This is a genomic window from Spiroplasma sp. NBRC 100390, assembly GCF_001886495.1.
GTDB lineage: Bacteria > Bacillota_I > Bacilli_A > Mycoplasmatales > Mycoplasmataceae > Spiroplasma.
On the sequence record NZ_CP018022.1, the window covers coordinates 1,138,510 to 1,154,434 of the forward strand.

The following is a 15,925-nucleotide window of genomic DNA, read 5'->3' on the forward strand; positions in this document are numbered from 1 at the left end:
TCTCTTGATAAAAATACCTATCTTTTTGAGTATTGTGGTGCTCTTCTTGCTCCATGTAACCCGTATTTTTTACGTTCTTTAATACGAGCATCACGAGTTAGCATCCCCGCATGTCTTAATAAGGTTTTATAATCTTGTGAAGCTTCAATTAGTGCTCTTGCGATTCCTAATCTTGTTGCTCCCGCTTGCCCAGTAAAACCACCACCAGATACTTTAACACGAATATCAAATTCTGATTTTACACCAGTAATTTCTAAAGGTTGTTCCAAATCCTGCACTAATGTTGCATATGGGAAAAATTCTAATGCTGGTTTCCCATTTACAACAACATTTCCTTTACCAGGAGTCAATACAACTTGGGCAACAGAAGATTTTCTTCTTCCTGTCCCACGATAAATAACTTCTTGTTTTTTTGCCATACTTGCTCCTTTTATTTATTAGTTAATTCTAACTTAATTGGTTGTTGTGCCTCGTGTGGATGTTCATTACCAGCATAAACAAATAAATTACGAAATAATTTGCTTCCTAATTTATTTTTTGGTAACATTCCTTTAATTGCGTGTTCAACTGGATAAATTGGTTTTTTAACTAGCATATCTTTTGCTGTTGTTCGTTTTAACCCACCCGGGTGTTGTGAATGATGATAATAAATTTTACCCTTTAATTTGTTTCCTGAAAAATTAACTTTATCAGCATTAAGAATAATAACATTATCACCACAATCAACATGTGGCGTATACGCTGGTTTATTTTTTCCTCTTAAGATCATTGCGACTTTACTTGCTAAACGTCCTAAAACTAGATCCTGAGCATCAATAACATATCATTTCTTTTCAACTTTTGCTGAATTCAAGATAGTAGTTTGTCTCATGCCACTGCCTCCTAACATTATTCCGTACCAGGGTCCAATGTATAAAGCAGTAATATTATAACTAAAAAGAGCGCGATAAGCAACAATTTAAATCGATATTTCCAAATTAATTATTCTGCTAAATGTCAGTTTGAATAAATTGGAAAATCATGTAGAAGGGTATTTACCTCTTTTTGATATTTTGCAATATTTTCATCAGTTGGTTCTTTTAACACATGATAAATTATTTCCCCAATTTGTTGGAATTGTTTGCTGCCAAAACCACGGGTTGTCATTGCTGCTGTTCCTAATCGAATTCCACTTGTAACAACGGGTGATTCTTGGTCAAAAGGAATCATATTTTTATTACAAATAATACCAATTTTTTGTAGAATCTCCTCTGCTTGTTGCCCTGATATTCCCAAACTACTTTTGACATCAACCATTAATAAATGGTTATCCGTCCCATCAGCAACTAAACGAAGATTTTTCTCTTTTAAAGTTGTTGCTAAGGTTTTTGCATTATTTATAATTTCAGCTTGATATTTATTAAATGATGGTTCTAATGCTTCTAAAAAACACTGTGCTTTTGCTGCAATTACATGTTCTAATGGTCCCCCTTGATTACCAGGAAAAACAGCACTATCAATTTTTTTTGCTCATTTTTGTTTTGATAAAATTAAACCACCCCGTGGTCCGCGTAATGTTTTATGTGTTGTTGAAGTAACGACATCCGCATATGGAATTGGTGACTGGTGTAAACCAGCCGCAACTAATCCAGCAATATGGGCCATATCAACCATTAATAAAGCCCCAACTTTATCGGCAATAGCACGAAACTTTTTAAAATCAATTTCACGCGAATAAGCACTTGCTCCGGCAACAATTAATTTTGGTTTAACTTCTAGCGCAATTTTTTCAATTACATTATAATCTAACATTTCTGTTTTTGGATCAACACCATAACTACAAAAATTATATAACCGACCAGAAAAATTAACTTTATGACCATGTGTCAAATGCCCACCAGCTGCTAAATCCATTGCTAAAATCGTATCATGGGGTTGTAATAAAGCAAAATAAGCTGATGCATTTGCTTGACTACCAGAATGGGCTTGAACATTGGCATGCTCCGCTTGAAATAGTTCCTTTACTTTATCAATTGCTAACTGTTCAATTTGATCAATATACTCACATCCTCCATAATAACGATGAAACGGATATCCTTCAGCATACTTATTTGTTAAAATTGAACCCGTAACAGCTAAAACTGCTTCACTAACATAATTTTCCGAAGCAATTAATTCAATATGGTCTTGTTGACGTTTTAATTCTAAGTTAATTAATTCTTTAATTTGTGGGTTTACTTTCATTATTTTCATCTCCATTCTATTTTTTCTACTATCATTATATATTTATAAATAAAAAATAACTTAAATAAAGTTATTTTTTCATCATCTTTTAATATTGTAAATTAGCATTAGTATCTTTGTGAATCAATGGCGAAACAGCCCGATAAGTAATATAAATAATCGCTGAATTAAATAAAACTTTTAATGGTGCCATTGCCAATCGTGAAATCATTGTCACACCATAACCATCTGTTCCGCTTGTTTTATTTTGTGAAACTGTTAAGAAGGCAATGTCCCCCCAGGCGGATATTAGCGTGGTGACTCAATATTCATTAATAACAGCCAGCATAATAATAGCGACCAAATCTCAGTAACGTTTTTTGGTTTTATCAAAGTGGCGATAAACAAACATTATTATTCAAATAATAACAATTGTTCCTCCTGTTCCAAAACCAATAATATAAATTAAGACAACCTTACTAACTTCTAACCCAGCAAATAAGGTAATTGTTTCTACTGGTGAATATCAAGTCATTACCCCAGCAAAAGTTCCAAAAATTACAATAAAAATATTTGTTAACATAAATAAAACTCATTTATGTTTTCCTACGGCACGATTAATTGATGATGCACATCCCGATAAAAACCCATATGAAGCAATAACAATAATGTAAGCAACATGAACATAGGAAGGAACAAACAACATAACAATCAAATCGGTTATTACCCCAGACAATAACCCAACAATAGGGCCAAAGATAAATCCACTAATTTTTACCATTAATCCTTCAAAAGCAATCCGGACAGGTGGAAAAACAGTAATTGGTACTGTTACTGAAATAATAATTGTAACCGTTGCTGATACTGCTGCTAGCATTGTAATATATGCAATATTCTTTGTTGTAAAACGAATCCCATGATAACGTTTGGGATTAATTAAATAATACAAACCATTATAAACACAATAAATAACAAAAAGTGCGCCTATTACCCCACTAGCAATATATGCCATTTTATTACTATATAAGATTTTCGATATATCGCTAACTGTTGTTAATAAACCCATAATATCCCCGCAATCTATATGTTGATAAAATAAAACTTTTGTGGAGTCAATATTTTACATAATACAATTATACATTACATTTTTCATTCAATTATGTTTTTTTTATTTTTTAAAAGTAAATTATTAATTTTTAAAAAAAACTGTTGATCCTTAAACAAACTATAACTAAAAGGTGATGGATGCGACCCTTTAATAATGTTACTTTTGTTAGTAATATATTCACTATATTGTTTGGCATAATTACCTCATAAAACATAAATAATGTCATCATGCATTTGATTTAAATAAATAATTAGATTTTGACTAAAGGTTGTCCAACCAATGTCCTTATGACTTAGTGGTGTTTTAGCAACAACACTACCAATTGTATTATATAAAAAAACACCCTCTTTAACTCAATGATCTAAATTACCGCTAGCATGATGGTCAACTCCTAAATCCTTTTTTAATTCATGAAAAATATTAACTAAACTTGGTGGATTTTTAACACCACTATTAACACTAAAAGCTAATCCATTAGCTTGCCCCGGACCATGGTATGGATCTTGACCAATAATTACAACTTTAATATCTTTTGGTTCAATTAAAGTAAATAGCCGAAAAATATCTGTTTTCAAAGGATAACAAATATTTTTTTCATACTCATTATCAATATTTTTTAACAATTGTTGAAAATATGGTTTTTTAATTTCATTATCAAAAAACTCTCTCCAACCAACCGCATACTTTATTCACATTAACTTATCTCCTATTACTTGTCTTAGTAATTATTAGTTTCCATTTTTGCAAGTTAATTATATCAAAAACTTTTTTAAAACAACATAATATTAAGAATTTAATAGATATAATTACTATAATATTATTAACAAGTAGTAAATAAAGTGGTGAAAAAAATGCAAGAATTAAAAGAGAACAAAATAATTGTTAGTGAAATAAACATTAAAAAATCTCGTTTTGTTTGTTTTCTTCAAAAGGTTACTTCTGAACAAGAAGCGCTCGCCTTTATTAAAACAAACCAGCAAACAAATGCAACTCACAATTGTTATGCCTACATTATTGGAAAAAATCAAAATATTATTCGAAAATACGATGATGGTGAACCAACCAATACTGCTGGAAAACCAATTTTAGACATTTTATTGCATTATCATCTCACCAATGTTGTTTGTTTGGTTATTCGCTATTTTGGGGGTATTAAATTAGGAACTGGTGGATTAATCCGTGCTTATGCAAATAGTGTTAAAACGAATTTAAAAAACAGTGAACTAATCCCTTATTTAGAAATCAAAGAAATTATTATCCAATTTCCCATTAATAAAATTAAACTTGTCAATGAATATTTAAATTATCATTATCAAAACATTAAAATTAAAAAAACTTTTAATAATGAATTAATTAGCTATACCTTTAGTCTTGCAACAACAGAAATTCCTCTTTTGTCCTTATGAACAAACAATAATGCAATTAAATTAATTATTTCCGAACGTAAAGATAGTTAATATTCTTTCCAAGTCGAACAAAACGACGTTCATACTCAGTTGGAATATTATTTTCAAGATACTTACTATGATATAAATCAGTCGTGTAATCAATAACTTTCCAGTTATTTGCTTGAAAGGATTCTAATGAATAAGCAAATAAATGATCATTATCGGTTTTAAAATGAATTTCACCGTTTGATTGTAAAATTAATTGGTAAAATTCTAAAAATTTTTTGCTAGTTAACCGACGTTTCTCGTGCCGTGCCTTTGGCCATGGGTCAGAAAAATTTAAATAAATTTTATTAACTTCCTGCGGTGCAAAAATATCTAATAACTTAGCCGCATCAAAAGCAATAATTTTTAAATTTGGCAAATTTTCAGCAACAATTTTTTTTAATGCTAAAACTAAAATTGAAGGATAACGCTCAATTGCTAAAAAATTCTGTTCTGGATATTTTTTTGCTAAAGCAATAATAAAATCACCCTTCCCTGTCCCAATTTCAAGATTTAACGGATGATTATTTTTAAAGATAGTTTTTACTCATTGCCCTTGATAATTTTCTGGATTTTGTAACGCAACAGTTGGATTACTTTCAATATATTCTTGTGCCCAAGGTTTATTTCTTAGTCTCATTCTGCGCTCCTTTCATTTTATTCTTTAGTAATGCTAATTTTATCTCACGACTAACTTCAAACTGTGGTTCATCATAAGTACCAAACAACGAACCAAACATATAATCAATTTTTAACTCTTTTAATTTACTATATCCTAAATAACTATTAACTTGCGGAGCAATTAAAATAACATCAATTTTTTTTGCCAAAATAATATATTCTTTAATTAAGTTTTGATAATGTAAGTGAATAAACATCTCACGAATAATTGTCGGAGCAAAAATAGCATAATTAGGTTCATAATAATACAAACTATTTAATTCAGTATCAATTCCGCCAAAATTTTTAACTGCCACTTCAATCCCAATGTTTTTAATTGCCATTAAATTTTGTTTAAACTGTTCTGGATCAAAACCAGTTTCCATTAAATCAAATGTTAAAATTAAATTCGAAGGTTTAATTTTTAATTCAATTAACTTTGTTGCAAATTTCTTTAAGTTAAATTGTTCACTAGCAATAAAACTAGCTGGATAAGTGATAAATAATTTTTGCTCTAAATAATTATCTAACTTCCGAAAATTTTTAATATTTAAAGCCGCATTAAAACGAACTAGCATTGTTTCATGAACAAGACCACCAAAATTGCTGGTATTTTTAGTAAAGATTAGATCACTATCAACACCATCAACCAAATTATTACTATAATGGTAGACTAATTTAAAATCATCATTAACATTAACAATTGGTGAATATAAACTAACAATTTTTTCTAATTGTGTATGTTCATTTAACGCTAAAATACTACGTTTTTGATTTGATAACTCTTTAATATGTCCCGGATCAACAAAAATAACTTGATTCAAATATTCAATATTTAAGCGATTATCAGCAGTAGCAATATTATATTCTTTTAACTTATCTAAATTATTTGATTGTAAACCATATAACGAAGCATAACCTTGTAATTTAACAACTATTTTGTAATTTTTTAAAATAAAACTAGTATTAACCTGTCTTAATAAAATTTCAAATTCTTTTAATAAATCAGCTTCTGGGCGTAACTTACTTTTATTGTGTAATAAAATATTACCAATATTAATTTTTTCAAGTTGATTAAGTGGCACAAAAATCCCAAAATGATTTAAACTTGCCTTAAAAAATAAGACATTTTGATCCTTTCATAAAGTGAAAACTTGATTTGAAATTAAATCAATAATTTTATTTTTAATATTACTATTTAAAAAACGGTCTAGTTTTTCAACATTATTAATCATAAAAGTAAAATAAATTCCATGACGAATTTTATTTTTATGAATAACATTATAAATAGCATCATGGGCCAATGCTTCACGAACATAACTATTACGATCATATTCAATAATATTTTGTAATTTTAAAGCATGAATATAAATTAATTCAATAATTCCACAAATACTATACGCCAAATAACTCATCGTAATTCAAACCAAAACATATAGTTCATTTACTAAGTTTGCTGAAACAGCCATAATTCTAGATTGGGTTAAAATAATAATTGATGTTGTAATAAACGATGCTAAGGCCAATAATGATCAACTCGTCCATTTTGTTCATTTAAAATATCAACTAATAAAAATAATAATTAGACTTAATCCATAAAGAACTGAAATCATAATAATATTAGATGTTCCCGTTAAAGACAAAAAATAGTTATTAGGTAGATGTGGTAACACTCCAAATAAGAAAGTAAAAATAATAATGGTATATAAAATTGTTGATAGATAAGAAATAAAAACTCCAATCATTCAACAAACTATTATTGGCAAAAAGATATTAATAACAATCATTGTATTTGTTTCACCTACTTTTGGTGGCACAAAAACCGGAATCAAACCTTGAGCAATAATAACTAAAATGGCAAAAACACCACCAATAACTGCTTGGTAGTAAATTATAAAACGTGCAAAATAATTTCGAACTAAACCTCAAGTAAAAACATAAATAAGAGCAAAAATAAGTATAAAGAATAAATATACAAAAATGATATTTAAGATATTACCCACTTATTTTCACCTCATTTAAAAACATATACATTGCTTTTATTATATCATTCCTTTTAAATACTTTTTAAAATTTACAACCTTAAAAATAAGTTTTAAAAAAGACTTAAAATAAAAAATGGTGGAGATGGCGGGAATTGAACCCGCGTCCACAAATAACTTTCTAATATCTTCTACAGTTTAGTCTAATCATCTTTATTTCATTATTTAATAGTAGGACTAGACAACTAATTAAATAACTAGATAATAAGTCGTTTTCAAAATTCTAACATTATCATTTAGAATTTCAATTAGATTAAGTATTGAGATACGATAATGGTTAATAACCTACAATTAACTATTATTACGGCTAGCTATCCTCTAACAACGAGGAATTAAGCTGCTAACATTGAACCAGCAAATTGATTGTTCATCATGAATGCTGGAATTTCAACTTTGTCTTCGTTTTGTTTTTTGTTTGCGTTTCTTCAAACCTAGAAGCATTATAGTCTGCCAAACTACTGCCGATACTAGTAGATCATTCCTGTCGAAACCAGAACATCCCCATAATGTAATTATACTATTAAATTAGTCAACAGTAAATAAAAATCTTTTTATGCATCTCATTTCATCTTACACAACTGTTTAAGAGAATACTCGCGTTTAATTCCTTTGCCAGTTTTAAAAGCTAAACTATTACGAATTAAATCATAACAATTAAAAATAAAATCAAAACTACTAAAAATTAAGGGAAATAATAAGAAAAAACCCATTCCCCGTAAATAATCTTTTTGCAACCAAAATAATAGTCGCTCAACAATTAAACTCGGTTTTATTGTTGGATTATCATTTTTTAAATTTAAATATTGAACATAAGCATTTAAACTACTAAAAAAGTAACTAAACAAAGCAAGCGCAACAATTAAAATAACAAATTTCAATAAGTTTATAATAATTTCATCGTAATTTTTATTAAGTAAGTTTATTCCACATAACAGATTTTGGCATAATAATTCAAGAACAAAAAGAATAATTACAACAATACTTAAGACATAAATAATATTACTTTTACTTAAAAGATACTGTTCTCCATCATAGTAATAAAATAATCAGGCTTTGGAGTCTCATTGGAAAACACCCAATAAAAAAATATAGCAAATTAAAAGGATTTTTGTCACTTTAAAAACAATTAATACAATAGTAATGAGTTGTTCAAAATATAACCATCCTCAAATTTGCTGTAAATTAGAATTTTTTGTTAAAAGAAAATTAATTTTTGCCGCTGAATAATGTTTTAACCGTAAAATTTTTATTATTGAAATTTGTTCCTTATCATTAATCTCCTTAAAATCACATTTAAAGAAAGTTGTAATTTGTTGATAAAATTTACTATTTGTTTTATAAATAAAACATTTTTCAGCAAATTGTAATAAACTAACCTGATTAAAATTGACAATTTGAATATTACCATCCATTAAATCATATTCATTAAAAATACTTTTAATTTCTTGTTTGTTAAAATATACAACAGTTTTTCATTGAAAAAAATATGTCATGACAAAGAAAAAAAGAAAAGTGAAAATACTAAATGCAGTTGTAATTACATAAAAAATTTGCCGTGAGAACAAACTTCAATTTGGAAAATAATTAGTGGTAAAAGTAAAATTTGATGTTAAAAATAAACAAAATAATTGAATTACATTGCAAACTAAGCCAACACTAATTATAACTAATAAAAAATAAAACAGTCTACCAACAATATACTTATCACTATCCCTTTTATTTTTAAAATGTTTAACTAAATATATTCCTTCTCAACTACTAGCAAAAAAGAAAAACAAAACATTTAATACAATAAAATATTTTAAAGAAATTAAATCTGTCATAAAGTTATTTTTCCCTTTCTATTTAAGTTTAAATGCTACATGTGTTCCAGCACTACCCGATTTATTATTGATTTTAATATAAGTTTTATTACTATCTTTAAATCACGCAAAGACATATGGCAAATTACCATGTTCACTAGCTTTTCATAAGTCTTTTAACTGTGTTGTTAACGGTCAAGGATCGTTAGCATTTGCTTGTGCTCCTTTTTTTAAAATAACCTCAACATCTTCTGCCCACATAAAGTGCGAATTATGAACATGGGCTGATCATTCAACTAAATACGTTGTAACATCAGCTACAACTTCTTGGACCGTTGTTGTTCCATCATATATTTTATTTGGAACAGGTTTCCAATCAATATTCCGTCAATCATTAGCATTAAAATCATTACTTTCAATCGTGACATTTCAAACTGATAAAAATGCTGTTTTTTGTGCAAAGGTAAATCCTTTACTATCAAGCATCGTCTTATAATGACTATCTTTAACACTTGGGTCAAAAACCAATGTTGCAGTTGGGGCATCAAATCTTAGATAAGTGCTTTCGTCTCCTTTCGCATTAATCTCTAAATTAAAGAAACCTTTTGGAAGTGGTTTATGATCATTCCACATCTTTTTGCTTTTATAATATGTTACAATTTCTTCATAGCCTTGATCAGTTTGCAATATGCGATTGGTACTTTGAACAAAACCAGCCATTAACTTAGCTTTATCCATTGGAACCGGATTATTCGAATAAAACAATGTTTCATTTTTTAAAATATTCAACTGACTTAAGTCAACATTAGTATTTACTGTAATTCATTTTTCATTAAGATAACTACCATAATTATTTGGAGTAATATGAATTGAAAAATAAGTAATTGGCAATAGGTTCCGTACAGCACTAAAATCAATTAAATAATCTTGTTCAGGACTTGTCTGATAACCATAATAAATATCAACATTAACTTTTAAAATATTTAAAGTTTGAAAATTATTTTGCATAATTTCAAGAACGGTACTTCGTAATGTTTGAAAACCACCAAGTTCACTACCTAACATTTGATCAACTGTTCAATCATAATCTTGAAATACTGTTTCATCAATATTAGCCAAATCAAAATCAAGTTGTTCACTAGATTGACTTTGACAACTTACTATTGTACCAACACTTGTTAGTAAAATATTTCCTGCGAATAATGCCGTTAATATCTTCTTCATATAATTCCCTTCTTATAATGAATTAACATACATAAATAATTCATATACCTGTTCTCCAATTGTTTTATGATAATTTAACCCTGGTTGTTCAAACACAACATCATCTAAAGTAAACTGATTTGGATATCACTTATAATGATTATCTCTTGTTGTTGATGCTGGAAATCCAATCGCATTTAATGTTCGATTTAAATCATATTTTTTATCTGGATACAACTCCATTAATTTCATCATTTTATGAACCATTTCCATTCCATCAATATAATTTTTATAACGAACACTATAGCGTGGTCCATTAATATTTCCAACATAAACTAAGTTATCATCTCCCGATTCAAACTGACCATTCATTTCTTTTTTTGCATAATAATCATCACGATATAAATCAAATGATCAACGAACATAACCATTTGCTCCTAATTTATAAGCCATTAATGGTCCTCAAACTTGCTCACTATTATCTGATTGAATATAAGCAGCGGGAAAATTATTTCATGAAGTATAAATCATTGTTGAATTGCCAAAAGATTTACGTCGAATAATATTACTTCGTAATTTATAAATATTAATGTTATTAAATTTTTCAACAATTTCTCGATATTGTAAAATCATTTGATCATATTTATTTAAGAAAATATTTTGAATATCATCTTCATCAAAAGGATTATAACGAAACCGTCAACCAGCAAAAACACTAGATTTAATAACACCATACGGGTCATTATTAGCAACATTTTTCATTGTCATCTCATTTGTTTTGTCAGCTAATTCATCAAATGATTCATATAAACTAATTTGTTTTCCATTTGGTGTCAGATACTCTGACTTATTTCGAATAGCATTTCAATGGCTTGATAATGCTTTAATAAATTTACTATGAATTGCATTTAAATACGCTTCAAAATTTTTCCCCGGCATTCCATTACTGGAATTTACTAATTCTGCTTTAAACTCTCGTTGTGGTCCCTTTTTTGCGCCATTTTTAAGATAAAAGAAACTAAAGGAACCTGGTTCCATTGCTGAAAACATAAACTCAGTATATCCCAATTGGGCTGCTACTTTTAAATATTCATCAAAAGCATTAAAATCAAATTCTCATTCCCAAGCAGGATCATTAAAGACGGCGTTTAAATCACTGCTTTTAATATAATCTTCATATTGTGCATCGGTTCAACCTGGTTTATTTAATTTTCCTGCTCATTGAATTAATTGATAATTTCAGCCAGGACCATATAAATAAAATGTATTTGACTCTTTTAAAGCTTTTAAATGGGCTAATAAATATGGTCGCATTGTTGATGATAAATATCACGGTAAATTATTATCAATAGGGCCCTCCTTTTCTACTGTTGGGTCTGCCTTTGAATTTAAATTTTTTGACATTAAATTATTCCCATGATCAATATATTTCATTCCATTTGAAGGGAACGATGTAGCACTAAAACCAAATCGTTCACTTAATGGTTTCTTAGAATCATCTGTCTCTAAAAGATAATTCTTAATATCAACACTAAATTTACGGTTAATTTGTTTTTTCACTTGTTTATCAAAAGTAAAACTCAATTTTACAGTAAAATTTTGAAGTCCCGTTTTAGCTTGAGCACCAATAAAAATACTAATTCAAATTGGTTGAACATTATATTGCATCTCTGTCAAAGTCTTTTCACCTAATGCATCTGGCATATATTGTATACCAGGATAGATATAACGATCAGAACTTGCTGCATTTGGAAAAGCTTTAATATAAGTTAAAAAAACAGCATCACTAACAATATTTGGATCATTATTGTCATTTATAATAGATACTTTTAAATCCTGATACATATTAAGATTTTCTTTATTTAATAAAATTAACTGGGTATTAAGATGTTGATTTTTTCATGATGTTAACATTGGATTATCATTACTACACTTTAAGACATCCTGACGATTTCCATAAAAAACTGGATTACCACTTTTATCTTCGTTATAAGCACTATATGTAAATTTTGAATCACCAAAAAAAGTATGGAAATAAGAATTATCATCTGGAAGGGGATTTTGATTATTACCACAACCATATTGAAAATTAAACTGGTTATCATATTGACCATGACTACCACCAGAACCATTTTCTCCTAATCGACTACAACTAACCACCATCATTATAAATGGTGGAATTAAAACAAGAACTAATAAAATTTGAATAATTTTTTTAAATGATAACTGTTGCATCACATCACCCCTTATTATACCTTAAACCCTAAATGAACGCCCGGTAAAGTACTTAAATCAAGCGAAGTATCTTTAGCGTTAATTAATTCTAATCAAACTCAATGTCTTTTTTCTTGGTTTGGTGTAATAAAGGTATATAAATCGCTTAAAATTGTTTCTTCATCCAGTAAATTGGGATCTGAATAACCATTTTTACGGAATTGCAATTCAAAAGCATCAATCGATAAAGCATAATTATAAATACCCTGAACAGCATTAACAACAAATTGTTTCATATCAGAATATAAACTGTTCAATTTAGTTTCTAACGTAACATCCTGATTTAAAATTGCATAATCAAAATTATGGTCTTTAAAATCTTTACTTTGAATTTTAATAACCGGTGCTGTTTGCATTGTCAGCGGTTGGTTTGAAATTTTAAATAACGATGTTTCCAACCGCTCAGGAATATATTTAAATAACGTCGGATTTATTGTCAAAGAATTATTTTGCTCAGGAACAAAAGCATCACTTAAATTCATAAAAAAACTAACATCCTGATTAAGGGTTATTTGTCCTGGTTGCAATTCCATTCCCGCCGTAATATCTAAATTCATTTGCTGAAATTGCAAATTAAAATTATTAAGAATTATTTTATGACTTAACAATTTATTTCAGCTATTAACAAGTTTAGCAATGCTATCAATTGGTCCACTTGAATTATCAAATTTAACAAATTTATTATTAAAATTTCAGGTTGGACGATAATCAAATTCTAAAAATTTATGACCAATAAAAGAACTTTTTTCTGTTGCAAAAATTCCAACAGTAAATCAAAAAATATAATTAGTATTAGTAAAATCATTAAAATCAATTGCTTTTGCATTATAAAAATTATTATCATCAACATGACCATAATAGATTTCAACATTTAAATTTTTCACAATTGCTGCTCCTAAGTTATTCTGTAAACCCATCATAACATTACTGCGAATTGATGGCATTAAACCATCATCATACCCGCGTAAACTACTTAATCCTCATTTGTTGTTTGTCATAATTGAATCTGGTTTTAATAGTAACTCCAAATTTTTTGTTTCTTTTCATCATAAATTAGTAGAAACTAAGCTAAAACCCGTAACTATAGGCAAAATAACTGCTCATAAGCAAAATACTTTTTTCAAATCTACTATCTCCGCTTTTTCCTTTTGTGCTTGTAATTTCTAAGTCTAACCTAGATTATAGTAAAAAAAAAAAAAAAAATCAACCATCCTTAAGAAACAATTCTAAAATAGCAATTATTAGCTGTCTTAAAAATAAAAAAAGTTTAACTTTAAAATTAAACTTTTTTAAACATTCCTAAATTAACACCATCATTATTTGTTTCAGTTTCAACATTTTGCTGTCTAGAAGCAAAAGAATAAAATAATCCAGTATCTAAATCTTCACCAAAAGTGAATAAAATTGCTCAACGTTCTTGAGTTTGTTCATCTCAAAATAGAGCACTGGGATCACGGTAACGAGATTCACCTTTAACCCTTGGGAACAATGGATGTGATATCAAATTAAACGATTCAATATCCTCTAAATCTTTTGCATTATCAGCGTTTTTAAAGTCATCAACTAAAAGTTTAGTAACATCTTTTAACCCATTTTTTTGATTCTTTGTTAACATTTTGCTATATATTTCTTTTGGTACTCCAAAATTAACTTGATTTTTATTAATTGCAGCACCATTGGCATAGTTTAAAAAGGCAATAATTATTTTCCCTCAATTTGTTAATTTTTTATCAATTGCCGAACGTGACAAATTTAAAGTAATTGTTGCATCTTCATTGTCCTTATTTTTTATTGTTCCAGCTAGACCTAACCCATAAATGTTAAAATAATTTAGTTTAATTTTAAATGTTCCTAAAACTAAATCAATATTATCATCAACATTAAAAACGGATGCAACTCTAGTTTTATAAAAATTAGCAAAATCAGTGCCCGTTATACCACCAATATCGTTTCAATTAGATTCTTTATCTTTAATTCAATTTGATAATGTTAACTCTTTTGGATCTTTGGATGTTGATAAACCATCATATCCCTTATTTTCATAGTTTAAATCACCTTTTTGGTCTTGCTCAAGTAAGTCAACAGCATTATAACTCATTGTAATATCTTTAAATTCTTTTTTACTTGCAATATAAGTTTTAACAGCATTTTTTAATGTATCATTCAACGCAACACTATTTTTAGAAAAATCTCAAATCATCTTATCATATAGTGGTTTAAAAATTTCGTTTTCACTAAAACTAGTACTTTCTAATTCATTAAAATAGTCTTTAATATTTTGAATTAAGAAATTAACTGCTTTATCGGAAAAAACTTGTAATGCAGACACATTTTCTGCAACATTGTAAATACTTGATATTTCAAAACTAGCATACATTTGTTTAAATTTTAACTGAATTGTTGCTTTATAATCAACACGAACTGCTGAAAATAATTCTGGCTTAACACTAGCCGGAAATTTATCTCGTAAATTTTCAACATCAATATAAGTTACTTTTATAACGTTTCTTTCATCATCTAATGTTAATGGCATTTCATTAACAAAGTAATTTGAATATTCATTTTGTAAATCACGATTAACACTATCAAAAATTCTTGTAAAATCGCTAATGAAATAAGTAGCTAACTTATTATCTTCCGAATTGCTTAGTTTTAATTGATAAGGTTCTGTATCTCCTTTGTTTACTTTGGAATAGATTTTTGATAAATTATTTTTTAAACTATCAACATACGTATTACTTTTTATTTTTTGATTAATTTTTTCACTTGCCTTAGTTTGAATCTCATTAAAAACTTCAAGATCTTTTGCACTAATATCAGTGCTATTAGTGATTTTTTTGTTATGACATGAAATAACATTTGGTGTAACAGTTCCAACTAATGTTATTGCCCCCAAAATACTTAATAGTTTTTTCATTTTGTTTCTCCTCTCAACATTGTAATCTCCAATTTTTTAAATTAAAGTTTACAAAAATTTTATTTAAAATTCTTATTAATTTTTTTAATAGTAAAAAATCAGTATTAAATTACCGATTCTTTATAAAACGTTCTTTTTATTATTTTAATTTTATTTCAGATATGGTTTATAATTTTATAGCAGTATTTTTAATAGCTCTCAACATATATATTTTTATTTTTTATTAGTTTTTGTTTTAATTTACTTATAATTTAAAATAACTTCGAGTTAATAATTGCAATAAC

The 15,925-nt window shown here is 27.7% G+C and carries 13 protein-coding genes and 1 other RNA gene; 1 reads left to right on the forward strand and 13 read right to left on the reverse strand.

What is annotated here, in order from left to right; genetic code table 4:
* Window positions 1-17: 17 nt before the first annotated feature.
* The 5 genes from rpsI to S100390_RS05125 form a co-directional block, all read right to left on the reverse strand.
* Window positions 18-419 carry a 30S ribosomal protein S9 gene (gene rpsI / locus S100390_RS05105; RefSeq protein ID WP_070407193.1) on the reverse strand — a complete coding sequence of 134 codons (402 nt, stop codon included), beginning with the start codon at window positions 417-419 and terminating at the stop codon, window positions 18-20.
* A gap of 11 nt (window positions 420-430) precedes the next feature.
* On the reverse strand, window positions 431-871 hold the full coding sequence (gene rplM, locus S100390_RS05110; RefSeq protein ID WP_070407194.1) for a 50S ribosomal protein L13: 441 nt from the start codon (window positions 869-871) through the stop codon (window positions 431-433).
* A gap of 110 nt (window positions 872-981) precedes the next feature.
* Window positions 982-2,223: a serine hydroxymethyltransferase gene (gene glyA, locus S100390_RS05115; protein ID WP_070407195.1), complete on the reverse strand. Its 1,242-nt coding sequence runs from the start codon at window positions 2,221-2,223 to the stop codon at window positions 982-984.
* An 88-nt stretch (window positions 2,224-2,311) separates the two neighbouring features.
* Entirely contained in the window at window positions 2,312-3,268 is a 957-nt protein-coding gene (locus tag S100390_RS05120; protein ID WP_070407196.1) for a hypothetical protein, read from the reverse strand.
* A gap of 74 nt (window positions 3,269-3,342) precedes the next feature.
* Window positions 3,343-4,005 (reverse strand): uracil-DNA glycosylase, encoded by a 663-nt coding sequence (locus S100390_RS05125; RefSeq protein ID WP_070407197.1) that lies wholly within the window; start codon window positions 4,003-4,005, stop codon window positions 3,343-3,345.
* Window positions 4,006-4,161: 156 nt separating this feature from the next.
* Between S100390_RS05125 and S100390_RS05130 the strand changes: the two genes are divergently transcribed.
* Complete coding sequence (locus S100390_RS05130) at window positions 4,162-4,767, forward strand: IMPACT family protein (RefSeq protein ID WP_070407198.1); 606 nt, start codon at window positions 4,162-4,164, stop codon at window positions 4,765-4,767.
* On the opposite strand, the gene trmB is transcribed toward S100390_RS05130, so the two are convergent.
* From trmB to S100390_RS05170, 8 genes are all read right to left on the reverse strand, one after another.
* Complete coding sequence (gene trmB / locus S100390_RS05135; RefSeq protein ID WP_070407199.1) at window positions 4,742-5,383, reverse strand: tRNA (guanosine(46)-N7)-methyltransferase TrmB; 642 nt, start codon at window positions 5,381-5,383, stop codon at window positions 4,742-4,744. The genes S100390_RS05130 and trmB overlap by 26 nt on opposite strands.
* On the reverse strand, window positions 5,367-7,406 hold the full coding sequence (locus tag S100390_RS05140) for an EAL domain-containing protein (RefSeq protein ID WP_070407200.1): 2,040 nt from the start codon (window positions 7,404-7,406) through the stop codon (window positions 5,367-5,369). The genes trmB and S100390_RS05140 overlap by 17 nt, the downstream gene beginning before the upstream one ends.
* A gap of 116 nt (window positions 7,407-7,522) precedes the next feature.
* Window positions 7,523-7,948: a transfer-messenger RNA gene (gene ssrA / locus S100390_RS05145) on the reverse strand.
* 48 nt (window positions 7,949-7,996) lie between these two features.
* Window positions 7,997-9,268, reverse strand: coding sequence for a hypothetical protein (locus tag S100390_RS05150; protein WP_070407201.1), 1,272 nt, complete (start codon window positions 9,266-9,268; stop codon window positions 7,997-7,999).
* 18 nt (window positions 9,269-9,286) lie between these two features.
* Window positions 9,287-10,471: a hypothetical protein gene (locus S100390_RS05155; protein WP_070407202.1), complete on the reverse strand. Its 1,185-nt coding sequence runs from the start codon at window positions 10,469-10,471 to the stop codon at window positions 9,287-9,289.
* Between the two features lie 12 nt (window positions 10,472-10,483).
* Window positions 10,484-12,685, reverse strand: a complete 2,202-nt coding sequence (locus tag S100390_RS05160) for a DUF4091 domain-containing protein (protein WP_070407203.1) — start codon at window positions 12,683-12,685, stop codon at window positions 10,484-10,486.
* A gap of 14 nt (window positions 12,686-12,699) precedes the next feature.
* The gene (locus S100390_RS05165) at window positions 12,700-13,848 is read right to left on the reverse strand and encodes a hypothetical protein (RefSeq protein ID WP_070407204.1); all 1,149 of its coding nucleotides are present in this window, start codon (window positions 13,846-13,848) and stop codon (window positions 12,700-12,702) included.
* A gap of 155 nt (window positions 13,849-14,003) precedes the next feature.
* Window positions 14,004-15,641 carry a lipoprotein gene (locus S100390_RS05170; protein WP_070407205.1) on the reverse strand — a complete coding sequence of 546 codons (1,638 nt, stop codon included), beginning with the start codon at window positions 15,639-15,641 and terminating at the stop codon, window positions 14,004-14,006.
* Between the last annotated feature and the right edge of the window lie 284 nt (window positions 15,642-15,925).